The sequence below is a fragment of the Roseobacter sp. AzwK-3b genome (assembly GCF_000170875.1).
GTDB classification, from domain to species: Bacteria; Pseudomonadota; Alphaproteobacteria; order Rhodobacterales; family Rhodobacteraceae; genus Roseovarius; species Roseovarius litoreus.
In genome coordinates, this window is the sequence record NZ_ABCR01000001.1 from 783,447 (window position 1) to 802,200 (window position 18,754).

Annotated in this window: 18 protein-coding genes; 10 read left to right on the forward strand and 8 right to left on the reverse strand. The window is 62.3% G+C overall.

Going from position 1 to position 18,754, the window contains the following annotated elements; genetic code table 11:
• The first annotated feature begins 66 nt into the window (after positions 1 to 66).
• Both RAZWK3B_RS03580 and RAZWK3B_RS03585 read left to right on the forward strand, forming a co-directional pair.
• Positions 67 to 891: an ABC transporter ATP-binding protein gene (locus RAZWK3B_RS03580; protein ID WP_007812276.1), complete on the forward strand. Its 825-nt coding sequence runs from the start codon at positions 67 to 69 to the stop codon at positions 889 to 891.
• Between the two features lie 59 nt (positions 892 to 950).
• Positions 951 to 2,171 (forward strand): phenylacetate--CoA ligase family protein, encoded by a 1,221-nt coding sequence (locus RAZWK3B_RS03585; RefSeq protein ID WP_007812278.1) that lies wholly within the window; start codon positions 951 to 953, stop codon positions 2,169 to 2,171.
• Between the two features lie 100 nt (positions 2,172 to 2,271).
• Here RAZWK3B_RS03585 and deoD read toward each other — a convergent pair whose 3' ends face one another.
• On the reverse strand, positions 2,272 to 2,979 hold the full coding sequence (gene deoD, locus RAZWK3B_RS03590; RefSeq protein WP_007812280.1) for a purine-nucleoside phosphorylase: 708 nt from the start codon (positions 2,977 to 2,979) through the stop codon (positions 2,272 to 2,274).
• 5 nt (positions 2,980 to 2,984) lie between these two features.
• The gene (locus RAZWK3B_RS03595; RefSeq protein WP_007812282.1) at positions 2,985 to 3,425 is read right to left on the reverse strand and encodes a GNAT family N-acetyltransferase; all 441 of its coding nucleotides are present in this window, start codon (positions 3,423 to 3,425) and stop codon (positions 2,985 to 2,987) included.
• 184 nt (positions 3,426 to 3,609) lie between these two features.
• Between RAZWK3B_RS03595 and RAZWK3B_RS03600 the strand changes: the two genes are divergently transcribed.
• On the forward strand, positions 3,610 to 3,987 hold the full coding sequence (locus RAZWK3B_RS03600) for a DUF4168 domain-containing protein (RefSeq protein WP_157132118.1): 378 nt from the start codon (positions 3,610 to 3,612) through the stop codon (positions 3,985 to 3,987).
• A gap of 98 nt (positions 3,988 to 4,085) precedes the next feature.
• Here RAZWK3B_RS03600 and RAZWK3B_RS03605 read toward each other — a convergent pair whose 3' ends face one another.
• A complete protein-coding gene (locus RAZWK3B_RS03605) occupies positions 4,086 to 6,059 on the reverse strand; it encodes an ethylmalonyl-CoA mutase (RefSeq protein ID WP_007812286.1) in 1,974 nt (657 codons plus the stop codon).
• A gap of 137 nt (positions 6,060 to 6,196) precedes the next feature.
• Between RAZWK3B_RS03605 and RAZWK3B_RS03610 the strand changes: the two genes are divergently transcribed.
• From RAZWK3B_RS03610 to RAZWK3B_RS03635, 7 genes are all read left to right on the forward strand, one after another.
• Positions 6,197 to 7,564: a 1-acyl-sn-glycerol-3-phosphate acyltransferase gene (locus tag RAZWK3B_RS03610; RefSeq protein WP_007812287.1), complete on the forward strand. Its 1,368-nt coding sequence runs from the start codon at positions 6,197 to 6,199 to the stop codon at positions 7,562 to 7,564.
• Positions 7,565 to 7,707: 143 nt separating this feature from the next.
• Positions 7,708 to 8,994 carry a crotonyl-CoA carboxylase/reductase gene (gene ccrA / locus RAZWK3B_RS03615; RefSeq protein WP_007812288.1) on the forward strand — a complete coding sequence of 429 codons (1,287 nt, stop codon included), beginning with the start codon at positions 7,708 to 7,710 and terminating at the stop codon, positions 8,992 to 8,994.
• A 226-nt stretch (positions 8,995 to 9,220) separates the two neighbouring features.
• On the forward strand, positions 9,221 to 9,430 hold the full coding sequence (locus tag RAZWK3B_RS21005) for a hypothetical protein (protein WP_157132119.1): 210 nt from the start codon (positions 9,221 to 9,223) through the stop codon (positions 9,428 to 9,430).
• Entirely contained in the window at positions 9,369 to 10,097 is a 729-nt protein-coding gene (locus tag RAZWK3B_RS03620; protein ID WP_007812290.1) for a helix-turn-helix transcriptional regulator, read from the forward strand. The genes RAZWK3B_RS21005 and RAZWK3B_RS03620 overlap by 62 nt, the downstream gene beginning before the upstream one ends.
• 79 nt (positions 10,098 to 10,176) lie before the next feature.
• A complete protein-coding gene (locus tag RAZWK3B_RS03625; protein ID WP_007812291.1) occupies positions 10,177 to 10,815 on the forward strand; it encodes an acyl-homoserine-lactone synthase in 639 nt (212 codons plus the stop codon).
• A 52-nt stretch (positions 10,816 to 10,867) separates the two neighbouring features.
• Entirely contained in the window at positions 10,868 to 12,403 is a 1,536-nt protein-coding gene (locus RAZWK3B_RS03630; RefSeq protein WP_007812292.1) for an AAA family ATPase, read from the forward strand.
• Positions 12,400 to 13,119, forward strand: coding sequence for an SDR family oxidoreductase (locus tag RAZWK3B_RS03635; protein ID WP_007812293.1), 720 nt, complete (start codon positions 12,400 to 12,402; stop codon positions 13,117 to 13,119). Before RAZWK3B_RS03630 ends, RAZWK3B_RS03635 begins: the two co-directional genes overlap by 4 nt.
• A gap of 98 nt (positions 13,120 to 13,217) precedes the next feature.
• Here the strand turns inward: RAZWK3B_RS03635 and mscL are convergent, their stop codons facing one another.
• The 5 genes from mscL to pheS all read right to left on the reverse strand — a co-directional run bounded on the left by mscL (position 13,218) and on the right by pheS (position 18,571).
• Positions 13,218 to 13,643: a large conductance mechanosensitive channel protein MscL gene (mscL, locus tag RAZWK3B_RS03640; RefSeq protein WP_007812294.1), complete on the reverse strand. Its 426-nt coding sequence runs from the start codon at positions 13,641 to 13,643 to the stop codon at positions 13,218 to 13,220.
• 152 nt (positions 13,644 to 13,795) lie between these two features.
• Entirely contained in the window at positions 13,796 to 14,245 is a 450-nt protein-coding gene (locus tag RAZWK3B_RS03645; RefSeq protein ID WP_007812295.1) for a YtoQ family protein, read from the reverse strand.
• A gap of 180 nt (positions 14,246 to 14,425) precedes the next feature.
• Entirely contained in the window at positions 14,426 to 16,825 is a 2,400-nt protein-coding gene (pheT, locus tag RAZWK3B_RS03650; protein ID WP_007812296.1) for a phenylalanine--tRNA ligase subunit beta, read from the reverse strand.
• A gap of 108 nt (positions 16,826 to 16,933) precedes the next feature.
• Entirely contained in the window at positions 16,934 to 17,350 is a 417-nt protein-coding gene (locus tag RAZWK3B_RS03655; RefSeq protein WP_007812297.1) for a BLUF domain-containing protein, read from the reverse strand.
• Between the two features lie 147 nt (positions 17,351 to 17,497).
• Positions 17,498 to 18,571 (reverse strand): phenylalanine--tRNA ligase subunit alpha, encoded by a 1,074-nt coding sequence (pheS, locus tag RAZWK3B_RS03660; protein ID WP_007812298.1) that lies wholly within the window; start codon positions 18,569 to 18,571, stop codon positions 17,498 to 17,500.
• Positions 18,572 to 18,754 lie beyond the last annotated feature (183 nt).

Consider the following 18,754-nt stretch of genomic DNA (forward strand, 5'->3'; position numbering starts at 1 on the left):
CAGACAGTTTGCCGCGCCCTCCCCCGGACCTTCATCCTTGGCCCAAAGGGCATGACGGAGACACAGATGCTGGACGCAGGACGCACCGAAGAGACGCTTCTCGAGGTCAACAATATCGAGGTGATCTACAACCATGTGATCCTTGTGCTGAAAGGCGTCAGCCTGTCGGTGCCCAAGGGCGGGATCACCGCGCTTCTGGGTGGCAATGGCGCGGGCAAGACCACCACGCTCAAGGCGATTTCCAATCTGCTCAAGTCCGAACGCGGCGAGGTCACCAAGGGCAGCATCCGCTATCGCGGAGAGCGTGTGCAGGATCTTCTGCCCTCCGATCTGGTGAAGATGGGCGTGATCCAGGTGATGGAAGGCCGCCATTGTTTCGAACATCTGACGGTCGAGGAAAACCTGTTGACCGGCGCCTATACGCGCGGCGCCTCCAAGGGCGAGATCGATGCCGATCTGAACATGGTCTACGAATATTTTCCCCGCCTCAAAGAGCGCCGCAAGAGCCAGGCAGGCTATACGTCGGGCGGTGAGCAGCAGATGGTCGCCATCGGCCGTGCGCTGATGTCCCGGCCCGAGACGATCCTTCTGGACGAGCCGAGCATGGGGCTTGCCCCGCAGCTCGTGGAACAGATTTTCAACATCGTCAAAACGCTCAACGAGGAAGAGGGCTATACCTTCCTGCTGGCCGAGCAGAACACCAATGTCGCGCTGCGCTTTGCGCATTACGGCTATATTCTGGAATCCGGGCGCGTGGTCATGGACGGCCCCGCCGCCGATCTGCGCGAGAACCCGGACGTCAAGGAATTCTATCTGGGCATGTCCGATGAAGGGCGCAAAAGCTTTCGCGATGTGCGCAGCTATCGCCGCCGCAAGCGGTGGCTGAGCTGAGGGAGACCACGACCATGCACGGCACGTCAGCGCCCGCGCGGCAATCAGGGGAACATGGGATGTCCGAGTATTTCGACGATCTGGAAACGCGCAGTGCGGATGCGCGGCAAGCGGCGGTTGCCTGCGCCCTGCCCGAACAGATCGCGCGCGCGCAGGCCCTGGCGGGCTATGATGGCGCATTGAGCGGTGTCGAGGCCCAGACGATCCGCAGTATCGCCGACCTTGCGCGGCTGCCGGTTCTGCGCAAGTCCGATCTGGGACGGGCACAGGCCGCCGCGGCGCCGTTCGGCGGATTGACGTCCCGCAACGCCAACCAGTTTGCCCATATCTTCCAGAGCCCCGGCCCGATCTATGAGCCGGGTGGCGACAGCCACGATTGGTGGCGGATGGGGCGATTTCTTCATGCCTGCGGCGTGGGCAAAGGCGATATCGTGCAGAATTGTTTCGGCTATCACCTGACCCCGGCCGGGATGATCTTTGAGAATGGGGCGCGCGCGGTCGGCGCTGCCGTGCTGCCCGCCGGGACGGGACAGACCGAGTTGCAGGCCCGCGCGGCGCATGACATCGGCGTCACAGCCTATGCCGGCACGCCGGATTATCTGAAGGTGATACTCGACAAGGCAGCCGAGATGGGGCTGGAGCTGAAGATTGCCAAGGCCGCCGTGGGCGGCGGCGCGCTGTTTCCGTCGCTGCGGCAGGAATATGTGGATCGCGGCATTGCCTGTCTGCAGTGCTATGCCACCGCCGATCTTGGCAATATCGCCTACGAGTCCCCCGCTCAGGAGGGGTTGATCGTGGATGAGGGCGTGCTTGTCGAGATCGTGACGCCCGGCACTGGTGATCCGGTGCGGCCCGGCGATGTGGGCGAGGTGGTGGTGACCACGCTCAATCCCGATTATCCGCTGATCCGCTTTGCGACTGGCGATCTGAGTGCGGTGATGGAAGGTGAAAGCCCCTGTGGACGGACCAACATGCGCATCAAGGGCTGGATGGGTCGGGCTGACCAGACCACCAAGATCAAGGGCATGTTCGTGCGTCCCGAACAGGTGGCGGCTTTGGTCGCGCGCCATGACGAGATCGCCCGCGCCCGGGTCATCGCCAGCCGCGAGGGCGAGATGGATGTGATGACCGTTCAGATCGAGGCCGATGGCGGCGATCCGGAGATCTATGCCGGATCGGTTGCCGAGGCGCTCAAGCTGAATGGCCGGGTGGAGATCGTGGCCCGGGGCAGTCTGCCCAATGACGGCAAGGTAATCGAGGATCAGCGCAGCTACGACTGAGGCTGCCTTGGGCCAAGGGTGCCTCCGGCGGGAGTATTTGGGGAACGATGAAAGTCGCGATGCGCGGTGTGTTCGGGGCGGGATGCGCTAAGGGGGCGCGTCAGTTCGGGAAAGCGGCGGCGAGGGCGATCTCGACCATGGCGGAAAAGCCGGTTTCGCGGTCTGCGCTGGATACCGCGTCGCCGGTCAGGAGATGGTCGCTGACCGTGAGCACCGACAAGGCACGCGCGCCGTAGCGGGAGGCGAGGGTGTAAAGCTCGGCGGTTTCCATTTCGACGGCGAGGGTGCCGTGGCGGGTCATCTGGTCGTTCAGGTCGGGACGTTCGTCGTAGAAGGTATCGGAGGAATAGATGCCGCCGATATGAGGGGTGATGCCCCGGGTCTCGGCGGCGTGGGCCGCGGCGCGCAGCAGGCCCCAATCGGCGCATGGTGCGAAGCGCAGCTCGCGCATGAGGGACGAGGACGGGGTGCTGATCGAACTGGCGGTCATCGCGAGGATCACGTCGCGCAGTCCGACATGGGGTTGCATGCCCCCGCAGGAGCCGATGCGCATGAGCGTTGTGACCCCGAAATCGCGCAAAAGCTCATTGGCATAGATCGACAGGCTCGGCATGCCCATGCCGCTGCCGTGGATCGTGACCGGTTGTCCGCGCCATGTGCCGGTATAGCCCAGCATTCCGCGCACCGCGTTGATCTGGCGGGGGCTGTCGAGAAAGGTCCGGGCGGCCCATTGCGCACGCATGGGGTCGCCGGGCATCAGGACGGTTTTGGCGATGTCGCCCGGTTCGGCGCCGATATGGATCGTCATCGGGGTTACCTTTGGTACTTGATGAAGGGGGTGAGTTTGCCAATCCGGTCATAGAGATGACGGGCCTCGGTGTTGAAATCCTGCGTCAGCCAGTAGACAACGGGGGTGCCGTTGGCGTCAGCCGCCGCATAGACCGCTTCGATCAGGGCGCGCCCGGCGCCCTGGCCCCGTATCGAGGGATCGGTATAGAGGTCCTGTAGGTAGCACACATCCTCGATCCGCCAGTTATGCGGGTGGTAGATGTAATGCACGAGACCGACCGCGCGCTCATCGTGAATCGCCGGCAGGGCGTTCTGGGCCGGGCGGTCGGGGTCGAGCAGGCGTGCGAAGGTTGTGTCATAAACTGCGTCGGGCAGGGTCGTTTCGTAGAAGTCGAGATAGGCTGTCCAAAGTCTTTGCCAGTCGGATCTATCGTCGGGGCAAAGAGGGCGGATTGTGATGGTCATGCGATATATCCTTCGAACTTTGCCCCAGTCTGACCCGAAACCGATGCAAAGGGCCAGAGGCGAGTTGCCGAGGCCCGCCGGCATTTTTCCGCTGAGGCGTTTGCCCCGGTCGGTGTGATGGCCCATGTGCACGACAGCCCCGGACTTTGGAGCCGGGTATCATCGACGCAAATGGAGTTTGGATTTGACCTTCAGAAACAAGATCGCCCCCATCATGCTTGCTGTTGCGACGGCTCTGGCCAGCCCTCTGGCGGCGCAGGACAATGAGGCAGCGGACATCACCGCAGAGACGTTGAACGACGCAAAGCTCGATGCCTTCGTCGAAGCGCTGATCGCGATCGAGGCGGTGCGGGCGGATTATCTGCCGAAGATCCAGGAACAGGCCGATGAGGCCGGGCAGAAGGCGCTGATCGAGGAAGCCAATACCGCCGCGATCGAGGCGGTGGCCGATGTCGAGAACATGTCGCCCGAGGATTACGTGGCCATCGGACAGGCGGCGCGGCAGGACGAAGACCTGAATGCGCGCATCATGGCCCGTCTCGAGGCCGTGCGCACCGAATAACCACAGCCCGACGTCATGGCGTCTTGAATGTGAATGACATGAAAACGGGCCCGGCGGTGACGCGCGGGCCCGTTTCTTGGATCGGTTGAGTGCGATCCCTATTCGGCCGCGACGGCCTGTGGATCGGCCAGTGCCACGATATCCATCATGATCGCATTGAGCTCGAAATCCTTGGGGGTATAGACGCGCGCGACACCCATCGCCCTGAGCCGCCTTGCGTCCTCTTCGGGGATGATGCCGCCGACGATCACGGGCACATGGCCAAGGCCTGCATCCTGCATGCGGGCCATCAGATCCTCGACCAGCGGGATATGCGAGCCCGACAGGATCGACAGGCCCACAACATGGGCCTCATCCTCGAGTGCCGAGCGCACGATTTCTTCGGGGGTGAGGCGGATGCCGTCATAGCTGATGTCCATGCCGCAGTCACGGGCGCGGAAGACGATCTGTTCTGCGCCGTTGGAATGTCCGTCAAGGCCGGGCTTGCCCACAAGGAATTTCAGTCGGCGGCCCAGCTTGTCAGAGACGGCGTTGACCGCATCCCGGATGTCATCCAGACCTTCGGTTTTGTTCGAGGGGCTGCCCGAGACACCGGTGGGGCCGCGATATTCGCCGTGCACGGCGCGCATCTGCGCGGCCCACTCCCCGGTGGTGACCCCGGCACGGGCCGCGTCGATCGAGGCGGGCATGATGTTGCGCCCTTCCTGAGCGGCGGCGCGCAGATTGGCCAAGGCTGCCTTGACGGCGGCGGCGTCGCGCTCGGCGCGCCATGTATTGAGGCGCTCCACCTGATCGGCCTCAACCGCCGGGTCGACGACCATGATGCCGCCATCCTCCCCCATCAGGGGGCTGGGCTCGCCCTCGGTCCATTTGTTGACGCCGACAACGACGGTCTCGTTGCGCTCGATCCGGTTGAGGCGGTCGGCGTTGCTGTCGACGAGGCGGGATTTCATGTATTCTATCGCCGACACGGCGCCGCCCATGCTATCGATATTGGCCAGCTCGTGGCGCGCGCCTTCCTTGAGCACCTCGACCTTGGCATCGACCGCCGGGTTGCCTTCGAACAGGTCGTCGAATTCCAGAAGATCTGTCTCGTAGGCAAGGATCTGCTGCATGCGCATCGACCATTGCTGATCCCAGGGACGCGGCAGGCCAAGCGCCTCGTTCCAGGCGGGCAGCTGCACGGCGCGGGCGCGTGCCTTTTTCGAAAGGGTCACGGCCAGCATCTCGATCAGGATGCGGTAGACGTTGTTTTCCGGCTGCTGTTCGGTCAGGCCAAGCGAATTGACCTGCACGCCATAACGGAAGCGGCGATACTTGGCATCCTCGACGCCATAGCGGTCACGGCAGATTTCGTCCCACAGATCGACGAAGGCGCGCATCTTGCACATCTCGGTGACAAAGCGGATGCCGGCGTTCACGAAAAAGCTGATCCGCCCCACCAGCATCGGGAAATCTTCGGGGGGGACGCGCGGCTTGAGTTCGTCCAGAACGGCGGTGGCGGTGGCCAGCGCGAAGGCCAGTTCCTGCTCTGGCGTGGCGCCGGCCTCTTGCAGGTGATAGGAACACACGTTCATCGGGTTCCATTTGGGGATGTTCGTGTAGCAGTATTCGGCCACGTCCCCGATCAGCTTGAGCGACGGTTTTGGTGGGCAGATATAGGTGCCACGGCTGAGATATTCCTTGATCAGGTCATTCTGCACGGTGCCCTGCAATTGGGTGACATCGGCGCCTTGTTCCTCGGCCACGGCAACGTAAAGCGCCAGAAGCCAGGGGGCCGTGGCGTTGATCGTCATCGAGGTGTTCATCTGATCGAGGGGGATCTGGTCGAACAGCGCGCGCATGTCCCCCAGATGGCATACCGGCACGCCGACCTTGCCCACTTCGCCGCGCGCCAGAACGTGATCGCTGTCATAGCCTGTCTGGGTGGGCAGGTCGAAAGCGACCGAGAGGCCCGTCTGGCCGCGCGCAAGATTCGAGCGGTACAGCGCGTTCGATGCCTTGGCCGTGGAGTGGCCGGCATAGGTGCGGATCAGCCAAGGACGATCGCGGGTCGTGTCGGTCTGGGACATGAGCGGGCCTCGTGTGTCAAAGTGCGCAATTTTCTTACGTTCTGGAATATGTATCTGGAATAATGTGGCGCTGTCAATTCGCTGCGATGCGGCATGGGGGCATTTACCACGCGATGAAACCCTGTATTGCTTGGCGTATGGGCAACATGATCGAAATGCCGTTATGGGTGCTGATGCTTCTGGTCGCCTTCGCGGCGGTGACCTTTGCATCGCATTTCCTGTTCCCATCGGTTCGCTGGTTTTTCAGGCGCAGGATGGAGCGCGCGGTCGCAAGGTTGAATGCGCGTCTGGAGCGTCCGATCGAGCCGTTCAAGCTGGCGCGGCGGCACGACATGATCCAGCGGCTGATCTATGATCCGGATGTCAGCCGGGCGATTGCCGATCATGCAAAGTCCGAAGGGGTCCCCGAAAACGTCGCCTTCGAGAAGGCCAAGCGATACGCCCGCGAAATCGTGCCGGGATTTTCCGCCGTTGCGTATTTCAGTGTGGCGATTCGGGTGGCGAAATGGCTGTCCAAGGCGCTCTACCGGGTGCGGCTGTGCCATTTCGACGACGCCACGTTGGCCAAAGTGGACCGGGGTGCGACGGTTGTGTTCGTGATGAACCACCGCTCGAACATGGATTACATGCTGGTCACATGGCTGGCCGCCGAACGCTCGGCATTGTCCTATGCGGTAGGGGAATGGGCGCGCGTCTGGCCATTGTCGCGGCTCATCAAGGCGATGGGGGCGTATTTCATCCGGCGCAAATCGCGCAACGAGCTGTATCGGCGGGTGCTGGCGCGCTATGTGCAGATGGCCACCGATGGCGGGGTAACGCAGGCGGTATTCCCCGAAGGCGGGCTGAGCCTTGATGGCGGGCTGGCGCTGCCCAAGCTGGGTATTCTCAAATATATCGTCGAAGGCCGGGACGCCACGACGCGGGATGTGGTCTTTGTTCCGGTTGCGTTGAATTACGATCGCGTCTTTGAGGACCGCATTCTTGTTGCCGCCGATCAGAAGGGCCAGCGCCGCTTTCGGGCGCGGATCAGCGTGGTGGCGCGGTTTATCCTTCATCAACTCTGGTTGTGGGTGCGCGGGCGCTATCATCGGCACGGCTATGCGGCGGTGAGTTTCGGCGCGCCCCTGTCGCTGACCGAGTTCCGGGCCGAGCGCCCGGGCGCAAAGGTCGAAGAGCTGGGCGAATTGCTGATGGAAAGGATCGGCCAGGAGATTCCTATACTGCCGGTCCCACTTGTGGCGCATGCCTTGCTGGAGAATGGCGCGATGACACGGACCGCGCTGGAGAAGACGTTGAGCGACATGGTCGCGCATGTGCCACAAGCAGAGATGCATCTGCCCTGTATGGACATGGCCTATTGCGTCGAGGCGGGTCTGCGCATGCTGGTTGGGCGCGGCATCGTCTCGGACCGGGCTGGCCGGTATTCCATCATCGAGGACCAAAGGCCGATCCTTGCCTTTTACGCGAAGTCCATCGCGCATCTTTTTCGCGGGTGCAGCACGTAGCCCAGATATTGCTGCAGTTGCAGGGTCATAAAATTACAAAAAGTGACATCACAGGATTGCATTATTGCGCGTTGGGTTATATCCAGCTTCGAACGCTGTGATTCTGCATTGCGGCAAGACTGGACACCACAAGGAGGCTGAACATGGCTCTGGATACCGATATAGGCATCGCTCCCTATGACGCGCCCGAAAAAGATCTCTACGAGATCGGTGAAATGCCTCCGCTGGGCCACGTGCCCAAGCAGATGTATGCATGGGCGATCCGCCGCGACCGGCATGGCGAACCCGACACGTCTTTCAAGGTCGAGGTGGTCGACACATGGGAGATCGACAGCAACGAGGTGCTGGTTCTCGTGATGGCGGCGGGCGTCAACTATAATGGCGTTTGGGCCGGTCTTGGTGAACCGATCAGCCCCTTCGATGGCCACGGAGAGCCTTACCATATCGCCGGTTCAGATGCCGCAGGCATCGTGTGGAAGGTCGGCTCGGCCGTGAAAACCTGGAAAGTCGGCGATGAAGTGGTGATCCACTGCAATCAGGACGACGGCAACGACGAGGATTGCAACGGCGGCGACCCGATGATGTCCCCCACGCAGCGCATCTGGGGCTATGAGACCCCGGACGGAGCGTTTTCCCAGTTCACCCGCGTGCAGGCCCAACAGCTCATGCCGCGGCCCAAGCACCTGACATGGGAGGAATCGGCCTGCTACACGCTGACGCTGGCCACCGCCTATCGGATGCTGTTCGGACATGCGCCGCATGAATTGAAGCCGGGTCAGAATGTGCTGGTCTGGGGCGCCTCGGGTGGGCTTGGGTCTTATGCGATCCAGCTGGCCAATACCGTGGGCGCCAACGCGATCGGCGTCATCAGCGACGAATCCAAGCGTCAGTTCGTGATGGATCAGGGCGCGCGCGGCGTCATCAACCGCAAGGAATTCAACTGCTGGGGCCAGCTGCCCAAGGTGGGGACAGCGGAATACAATGACTGGCTGAAGGAAGCCCGGAAATTCGGCAAGGCGATCTGGGACATCACCGGCAAGGGCGTCAATGTCGACATGGTGTTCGAACATCCCGGCGAGGCGACGTTCCCGGTATCGACGCTGGTCTGCAAGAAGGGCGGCATGATTGTGATCTGCGCCGGCACCAGCGGCTTCAACTGCACGTTCGACGTGCGCTACATGTGGATGCACCAAAAGCGCCTGCAAGGCTCGCATTTCGCGCATCTCAAGCAGGCCGCATCGGCCAACCGCCTGATGATCGAGCGGCGTCTCGATCCGTGCATGTCCGAAGTGTTCCCGTGGGATCAGATCCCCGCAGCGCATATGCAGATGCTGCGCAACGAACACAAGCCCGGCAATATGTCCGTTCTGGTTCAGGCGCCCAAGCCCGGCCTGCGCACGTTCGAGGACGTGCTGGAAGCCGGCAAGTAACGCCTTCAGGTTTCTCCGGAGGAGGAGAGGCGCCCGCGAATCGGTCATGCCGGTCGCGGGCGATTTCTTTTTCGGCAGGGGCCGAGAGCCCTTTTCAATGGTTTCAGAGGCTTGGTTTGCCACGCCTCACCATTTCTGGGGGGGTGAAATAAGCGAATTATTAATAAATTCCCCTCATGCTATGGTTGTATTAATCTTTCGTTAACGTCCTGATCGGAGCCTGAAGATGCAAAACGAATGGATACTCGACGTGCTAGTGGATCTTCAGGCGTTTGCCCGGCAGAACGGTCTCTTCGCCTTGGCCGACCAGCTGGACGACACGCGCCTTCTGGCGGCGCTGGAGCTGGCACGGGATAGCGAAGGAACGCAAGCGGATGATCGCAGGCCCCGCGTACCGGCTGGACAGCTTTCTGGAGGCGTTGGAAGGCGCATCTGACATCGATGACCTTCAAAGGCTGATCGAGCGGCTCAGGGATGAGATTGGGGTCGATCATGTCGTCTACCACTGGGTCAGTTCCGGCGGCGAGCAATATGGCTGTGGCACATATCCCGCGGCATGGGTGCAGCTCTACGTGGCCAAGGATTACCTGCGCATCGATCCGGTGGTTCAGGGCTGCTATCAGACGTTTCATCCTGTCGACTGGAAGCGCCTCGACTGGTCAAGCCGCGCCGCGCGCGCCTTTCTGTCCGATGCGGTGGCACATGGCATCGGCAATCAGGGATATTCCGTGCCGCTGCGCGGTCCCAACGGGCAATTCGCCCTGTTCAGCGTCAGCCATCACTGCACCGATGAAGCTTGGGCAATGTTCACCGACACCCATCGCCGGACGCTGATCCTTATCGCGCATTACTTCAACCACAAGGCGCTTTTGCTGGAACCGGGTCGTTGCCCGCTCACCGCGCAGCCCCTGTCCCCGCGAGAGGTGGATGTGATCACCCTTCTGGCCATGGGCTATAGCCGGGCTCAGGTGGCCGAGACGCTGATGATCTCGGAACATACCTTGCGCACCTATGTCGAGTCGGCGCGGCTCAAGCTGGGGGCGATCAACACGCTGCATGCGGTGTCCCGGGCGATCACCCGTGGTCTGATCGTCATCACCTGAAGCGCAACGCGCGGCAGCGAACGGTTTCATTAAGGATTACCTTCGAAACATGCGGGCCTTCATGCCAAGAGGCTTCGCCATGCTCCGCTATCTTCCTGCCCGTGATTTGCACTTGCATCCGCGCCTGCGTGACAGCATGTTCCGCGACCGTGCCGATCAGTTCTCGGCCCGGCTGGGCTGGCCGGTTACGGTGGATGCGCAGGGCTTCGAGACAGACGCCTACGACGCGTTGAACCCGCTCTACGTGATCTGGCAGGGGGCGGACGGGTTGCATCGCGGCTCGATGCGGTTCCTGCCGACCACCGGGCCGACGATGATTGCGGATCACTTCGCGCATCTCTTGCAAGGGCATGTTCTGGCCAGCCGAAAGACATGGGAATGCACCCGGTTCTGCCTTGGTGCGAAGGCGGGCGGGCGCGTGGCTGCGGGGCTGATGCTTGGCGGTGGCGAGGTGATGCGCGGCTACGGGATCAGCCGGTTCGCCGGCGTGTTCGATGCGCGCATGGTGCGCATTTACCGGCAGATCGGCGCCAGCCCGCAAGAGCTGGGCAGCGCGGGAACCGGGCGCGACAGGATCGCGGTCGGGCTGTGGGCGTTCAGCGATGCGGCGCGGGCGCGTGTGGCGCGGCGGGCGGGGATCGCGCCAGCCGTATCGGACCTGTGGTTCCGCCGGAGCCTCGGGACCAGATCGACCGCAGGTCTCGCCCCGAACACATGACGGGGCGTTCTGCCTCTGGCACAGGCGGGCGCGTGCGGCTAGGGTCGCGCGCATGTCCCAGAGCACACTGACCTTTTCCGACGACCAGGCCGAAGCCCATGACCGCATCTCCGAGATGTTGCGGGCGGCGGGTGTCGATCTGGAGGAAGGGCTTGTCCTGCCCGCGCGCGAGGGCAAACCTCGCGTCATGGCGGTTGTCGGCAAGGCCGGGTCGGGCAAGACGCTGCTGCTCGCCGCGCTGACCCATGCGCTGGAAGAGGCCGGGGTGGATATCGTGTCGGGCGACTGGGAAGGTCGCAAGCGACGTGACAAACGCACATTGGCGATCCTAGCGCCGACCAACAAGGCGGCCAGCGTGTTGCGGCTGCGTGGGGTGCCGGCGACCACGATTCACAGGATCCTCTATACCCCCGTCTATCATCCGGAATACGAAAAGATCGCCGAATGGCTGGCGGGAAATGGCGAGCGCCCCGAGATCGAGGGCCTGACCGACGAGGCGCTGGACCGGGCCTTTGCGTTCTATCAGTCGAACAAGTCCGTGCCCGGTGCGCTGGCTGCGGCGGGTCTGCGCGGAAGCGATTTCATCACTGGCTGGAAGCGCCGCGAAGAGCCGCTCGATATCGGATTGGTGGATGAGGCGTCGATGCTCGACGACAAGCAGTTCGAGGATCTCAAGGATATCTTTCCCAATCTCCTGCTGTTCGGCGATCCTGCGCAGCTTGCGCCGGTGAACCAGTCCGGATCGATGGTGTTTGATGCGCTGCCGGACAATTCCAAGCTGATCCTGCACCGCATCCACCGGCAGGATGCCGATAACCCGATCCTTGATCTGGCGCATGCGCTGGCCGATCCACAGCTGGATTTCGCGGCGTTCGAACAGATGGTCGAAGAAAAGTCCCGCCACGATGACCGTGTGCGTTGGGCGCAGCGGGTCGAGGTCGATCTGATGGCGCGCTCGCCGGTTCTGGTCTGGCGGAATGCCACCCGCATCCGGCTGATAAATGCGTTCCGGGCTGTCCACGGCGCCCCCGAGGATGCCCTTCTCGAAGGTGAGCCGCTGATCTGCGACGGTATTGAACTGCCTCTCAAGCATCGCAAGAAACGGCTGGATCTCGAGGCGCGCGGCCTCATCAAGGGGGCGCAGGTCATCTATCTTGGCCTTGGCAGCAAGCCCGGGTTTTCGCGGCTGCATGTGATCGGCGCCGAAGAGCCGCGCGTCAGTGCGGCCAGCATCGTGAAGATCGAAAAGCCCGATGAGGAAGAGCCGTTCATCCCCTTCGCGGCGCGCATGGGGGCGACTTTTCTGCATGGTGCCGCCGTGACGATCCACAAGGCGCAAGGCTCGCAATGGCGCGATGTACAGGTCTTTGCGCCGGACATTTATGCCGCCTCGCGCATGGGCCGCACCGAAGCCGGCCAACCCTTGTGGAAGCGGCTGGCCTATGTGGCGATCACCCGCGCCGAAGAACGGCTGCATTGGGTGGTGCGCAACCGCCTTGCCAAACCGACAGGCCCCTTGCGGATCGACGATCTGCGCGCGGCGCCGGTGCCTTTGCAACTCCAGCCCGAAGAGGACGCCAACCCATGAAAACCATCCTTGTCACAGGGGCCAGCGCCGGGATCGGTGCGGCCTGCGCCAGAACGTTTCTGGAGGCGGGCTGGCATGTCGGCTGTCTGGCGCGGCGCGAAGATGCCTTGCGCGACATGGCACAGGACCATCCCAACGCCGTGATCCTGCCCTGCGACGTGACCGACCCGCGCGCGGTCGAGGCAGCGTTCGACAGCTTCACCACACAGGCCGGTCGGCTGGATGTTCTGTTCAACAACGCGGGCAGTTTCGGGCGCGCCGCCCTGATTGACGAGCTGAGCCATGAGGAGTGGCATCAGGTGGTCGATGTGAACTTGCACGGCATGTTCAACTGTGCCCGTGCGGCCTTTGCCCGAATGCGCGCACAGACCCCGCAGGGCGGGCGCATCATCAACAACGGCTCGATCAGTGCGCATGCGCCGCGTGCGCTGTCGGTGGCCTATACCACCACCAAGCACGCGATCACCGGTCTGACCAAATCGCTGTCTCTGGATGGGCGGGCGTTCGGCATTGCTTGCGGGCAGATCGATATCGGCAACGCCCGGACCGAGCTTCTGGAGGGGATCATCGCGGCCAATCCCCAAGATGCGCCACCGACGATGGATGTGGCCGATGTCGGCCGTGCCGTGCTGCATATGGCAGAGCTGCCCGCCGAGGCCAATGTCCAGTTCATGACGCTGATGGCCACCACGATGCCCTTTATCGGCCGCGGCTGACAGGGGCCGCCCGGGTCGTTTGGAAAACCCGCCTTGGCGCCAAAGGAAAAGGGCCTGCACGTCTGCAGGCCCCCGTGACTTTCCTCAGCCTGTCCGGGTCACTTCTTCAAAGCGTCCCGGATTTCCATCAGCAGGTCCAGTTCGGTCGGCCCTGCGGGCGCCTCTTCGGCGGGGGCGGCCTCTTTCTTGGCGGTTGCGTCCTTCGCGCGGTTCACTGCCTTGACCAGCAGGAAGACCACGAAGGCGATGATCAGGAAATTGATCACGGCCATCACGAACCTGCCCCAGGCAAAGACCGCGACACCGGCCTCTTCCGCTTCGGTGATCGAGGCGAATTCGCCCGCGCCCAACACGACATATTGCCCGGCGAAATCGATTCCGCCCATGAACAGACTGATGATCGGATTGATAAGATCACCCACGAGCGAGCTGACAATGGCGGTAAATGCCGCCCCGATGATGATGCCGACAGCCATGTCCATGACATTGCCTTTGGCGATGAAGTCCTTCAATTCCTGAATCATTTTCACTGTCCCCTTTTTTGTTTCACTCGTTAGACATGGCCCCATTGTCCACGTTGGCGGGACAATAATGCGCATTTTTTGAAAAAAGCGAGACAATGAAATGTCGGATAGGCGATGGCCTGTCCGGTGTGGCAAACTTGCGCCGAACGCGGTCAGACGGGCAAGCTGCCTTCCAGAACATAGCGCAGGATCTGCACCACCTGTTCAGGTGTGCGCGCCATCGCCAGTGCGGCGGCGTTCACCTCTTTGAGGGCGTGGTCATGCTCGGGCGGCTGCAAAATGATAAGCGATTTGCCAAGCGCGCTTGCATAGCCCGCGTCAAACGCTGCGTTCCATTGCTTGTACTTGTCGCCAAAGCGCACCACGACCACATCGGCATCGGCAATCCCCTTGCGGGTGCGGATCGCGTTGATCATCGCGCCCTTGTGGTCATGCCAGTATTTGTCATCCTCGGCGCCAAGGATATCGACACCGCAATCATCGCTTGCCGCATGATCGGTAACCGGGCTGTTGAAACTCACATCAAGCCCCTTGGCGCCTGCGATGATCTGGTCGCGCCAGTCGGTGTGGATTTCGCCGGAAAGATATATGTTGAGTGTCATGGTATCCCCTTGGTCCTCACTATCATGCTGTGCGCTTACCTAAAGCGTTTCGCGAAAAACCTGTATCACATATTTTCGCGAAATGCGGTGCTCGCTTCAATCGGTGCTCGCGTTCCGCCTGTCGCTTAAGCCTCAGGGTAAAGGCGGAACGCTTTAGGGCGACGTACCCTTGCCGTCACCTCACCCGCGCAATTTGCCTCCGGTGGCTTTCTCGACCTTCTCGACGATCGCTTTCGACACCGCTTCGATCTCCGCTTCCTTGAGCGTCGCCTCGACCGGCTGAAGTCGCACGGTCACCGCGAGAGATTTCCGGCCCTCGCCCAGACTGCCACCGATGAACTCGTCAAAGACACGCACATCCTCGATCATGGCCTTGTCGGCGCCGGCGGCTGCATTGACCAGGGTGAGTGCTTCGACATCGGCATCCACCACAAAGGCGAAATCCCTTTCGACAGCCTGCAGATCGCGGATCGCAAGCGCGCCGCGCCCGGTGGTTTTCTTGCGCGGCAGCGGCAGTTCGGCGGGGAACAGCGTAAAGGCGACCGCCGGTCCCTTGACGTCCATCGCCTCCAGCACGCGGGGGTGCAGCTCTCCGAAAATGCCCAGCACCTTCTTTGGGCCAAGACAAATGCGCCCGTGCCGGCCCGGATGGAACCAGTCCGGGCCATCGCGCAGGATCTGCACCTTGTCGGGCGCGCCAAGGGCCGCCAGCACTGCTTCGGCATCGGCTTTCGCGTCGAACACATCCACAGGACGCATGGCGCCATGCACGTCCTTCGGACCTGTGCGCCCTACCAGAAGGCCGCTCACCTGCAGATGCTGTTCTTCGGGTTCACCTCCGTGAAAGGCATGGCCCACCTCGAAGAGCGCCAGGTCCATATGGCCACGCGCCTGATTGCGTGCCGCCGCCTGCAACAGGCCCGGCAGCAGATCGGGGCGCATATGGCTCAGATCCGAGCTGATCGGGTTGGCAAGCATCGTCGCATCATGGCCGCCGCCGAACAGGGTGGCGCTGGCGTGGTCGATGAAACTGTAGGTCACGCATTCGTTGTAACCGCGCCCGGCGGTGGTGCGCCGCGCGATCTGCTCGCGCTTTTGCATCGGTGACAGGATCGGTTGCGGCACGCCGGTTTTCATGCGCGGCAGGGGCTTGCCCACCAGCTTGGTCAAAGACGCGATCCGCGCCACCTCTTCCACCAGATCGGCCTCGCCCAGAATGTCGGGCCGCCAGCTCGGCACTTGCGCCATGTCGCCCTCGAGCTTGAAGCCAAGCGCGGTCAAGGTGCGGCGCTGCTCGGCCTCGGGGATGTCCATGCCGACCAGCGATTGCACGCGTTCCGGGTCCAGACGGTAGGCGCGGCTGACATCCGGCACCTTCCCGGCGATCACCGTGCTGGAGGCTTCTCCGCCACACAGATCAAGGATCATCTGCGTCGCAAGATCGATCGCTTCCATGTTGAAGGCCGGGTCAATGCCGCGTTCATTGCGATAGCGCGCATCCGAATTGATCCTGAGGGCGCGGCCCGTCGTGGCGATCTGCACATGATCCCAGACGGCGGCTTCAAGGAACACGTTGACGGTCTCGTCGATGCAGCCCGTGGCCAGCCCGCCCATGATGCCGCCAATGCTTTCGATACCAGCGTCGTCGGAAATCACCACCATTCCCGGGCCAAAGGTATATTCCTTCTCGTCCAGCCCGGTCAGGGTCTCGCCGCCTTTGGTGCGATGGACCCGCAGATTGCCCTGCACCTTGTCGGCATCGAACACATGCAGCGGCCGGTTGCGATCGAAGGTGAAGAAGTTGGTCACATCCACCAGAGCCGAAATCGGCCGCAGACCGATTGCGCGCAGCCGGTCCTGCAGCCATTGCGGCGAGGGGCCATTGGTCACGCCCCGGATCAACCGCCCGGCAAAGACCTCGCAGCCGTTCTGCTGTGCGTCCTCCTCGATGGTCACGGTGATCGGGCAGGGGAAAGCCCCTTCCACATGCGCTTTCGGCGCTGGCTTCATGGTGCCCAGACCCCTTGCCGCCAGATCCAGCGCGATGCCGCGCACACCCAAGGCATCGGGACGGTTCGGGGTTATGGCGATTTCGATCACCGGATCGACCTTGGCGGGATCGTTCTCGGCCAGCCAGTCGGTGAAGCGCTGACCCACCTCTCCCGAGGGCAGCTCGATGATGCCGTCATGCTCCTCGCTCAGCTCCATCTCGCGCTCCGAGCACATCATGCCGTGGCTTTCGATCCCGCGGATCTTGCCCACCCCGATTGTCGTGTCGATGCCGGGCACATAGACGCCGGGCTTGGCCACGACCACGGTGATCCCCTCTCGGGCATTGGGCGCGCCGCAGATGATCTGGGTGGGGCCATCGGCGGTCTCGACCTGACAGACCCTGAGCTTGTCGGCGTCGGGATGCTTTTCCGTCTTGATGACCTTGCCGATGGTGAACTGATCCAACCTTGCGGCCGGGTTCGAGATATCCTCGACCTCGAGCCCCAAATCGGTCAGCACCTCGGCGATCTCGTCAAGGCTGGCCTCGGTTTCAAGATGGTCTTTCAGCCACGAAAGGGTGAATTTCATCGGATTTGATCCACGCAAGACAAAAGGGTTGCCGCGGCTTTATCCTATCCGGGAGAAGGGGAAAACCCCTGCAACACCCTGTGGGCGTTTGCGCCATTTCAAACCGGGTCAGCCGCCGCGCGGCGGCACCACGCCTTTTTCCGCAAGCTGCGTGAAAAAGCCGAGGACTTCCTCTTTGGTGGCGCGCTCGATCGCGCCATCGCGCACCGCCTCGATGCTCCAGACCCAGCTTTGCGCCGGATCGTCCCGCATCGCCCAGCCCGGAAACAGCCGTTTTTCGATGCTGCGGGTCAACAGGGGCGTCACCTCCACATGGCGGTCATCGCGGCGAATGCGCTCATAGGCGGCTTCGACCTTGTCGCGCGGACCCTCCAGAAGCTGAAGATAAAGATCACTGCGGGCAATCAGCGCGCCGGTGATGTTGTCCCGATCATTGAGCCGGCGTGCATCCAGCAGGATATTCGACAGGATCGCCGTATCGAAGCCGAAAGGACGCGAGGCATAGACGAATTGGATAAGCGGCATATGCGAGGCTCCCTGTTTTCCGGCAGCCTAGTGACCTCGATGCAGCCTGTCGATGCCACAACCGTCCGGGGGGAATGTTTTCTTCAAAAGAAAACAGCGAGGAATTTTCAAAAAATTCCTCGCCACTCCCATCCAGTGTTGCGCCGATCAGCGGCTCAGCCCGCCCCGGATCGTCGGCACATCAAGCGCCGCGAACCCGTAGTGCCGCAGCCAGCGCAGATCCGAGTCGAAGAAGGCGCGCAGATCGGGAATGCCGTATTTCAACATCGCGATCCGGTCGATCCCCACCCCGAAGGCAAAGCCCTGCCATGCAGCCGGATCGATATTGCCCGCCATCAGCACCTTGGGATGCACCATCCCGCTGCCCAGAATCTCCAGCCAGTCGTCGCCCTCGCCCACCTTGAGCGTGCCCCCTTCCCAGCTGCAGCGGATATCCACCTCGGCCGAGGGTTCGGTGAACGGGAAATGCGAGGCGCGAAACCGCAATTCGACCTCATCCACCTCGAAGAACGCCTTGACGAATTCCTCCAGAACCCATTTCAGGTTTGCCATGGAGATGTCCTTGTCGATCGCCAGCCCCTCGACCTGATGAAACATCGGCGTGTGGGTCTGGTCGTAATCGGCGCGATAGACGCGACCGGGGCAGATCACCCGCAAGGGCGCGCCCGACAGCTCCATCGACCTGATCTGCACCGGGCTGGTATGGGTCCGCAGCACATGCGGCGGGCGCTCATCGCCCTCGGCGCGATGCATATAGAACGTGTCCATCTCGGCGCGGGCCGGGTGGTGTCCGGGGATGTTGAGCGCGTCGAAATTGTGCCAGTCGCTTTCCACCTGCGGCCCCTCGGCCACGGCAAAGCCCATATCGGCAAAAATCGCGGTGACTTCTTCGGTGACCTGGCTCACAGGGTGGATCGAGCCTTGTCGCTGCGGTCGCGCGGGCAGGGTGACATCCAGCCACTCGGTGCGCAGTCGCTCATCCAGCGCGGCATCCGACAGCGCCTGTTTCTTGGCGGCAAGCGCGCTGTTGATCTCGTCCTTCAGCGCATTGAGCTTCGGGCCCATCACCTGACGCTCTTCGGGGCTCATCTTGCCCAGTTCGCGCATCTTCAGGCTGATCTCGCCCTTTTTGCCGACGGCGGCCAGCCGCAGATCCTCAAGCGCCGATTCCCCGGCGGCATCGGCAATGGCGGTCAGGTATTTGTCTCGGAGATCGTCCATCTGTCTCACCCGTTTGGCATTACGGGCGGGTTACAGCGCTTGGCGTCTCAGCGCAAGGGAGTGAACGGCGCACGACTGCCCTGTCGCGCAACGACACCCCGGGCCTCGCGTGTTCAGCCGGATGTGATCTGCTGTCTCACTTCACGATCATGGGCCTCAAGCAGGCGGCGGGCCTTTTCGCTC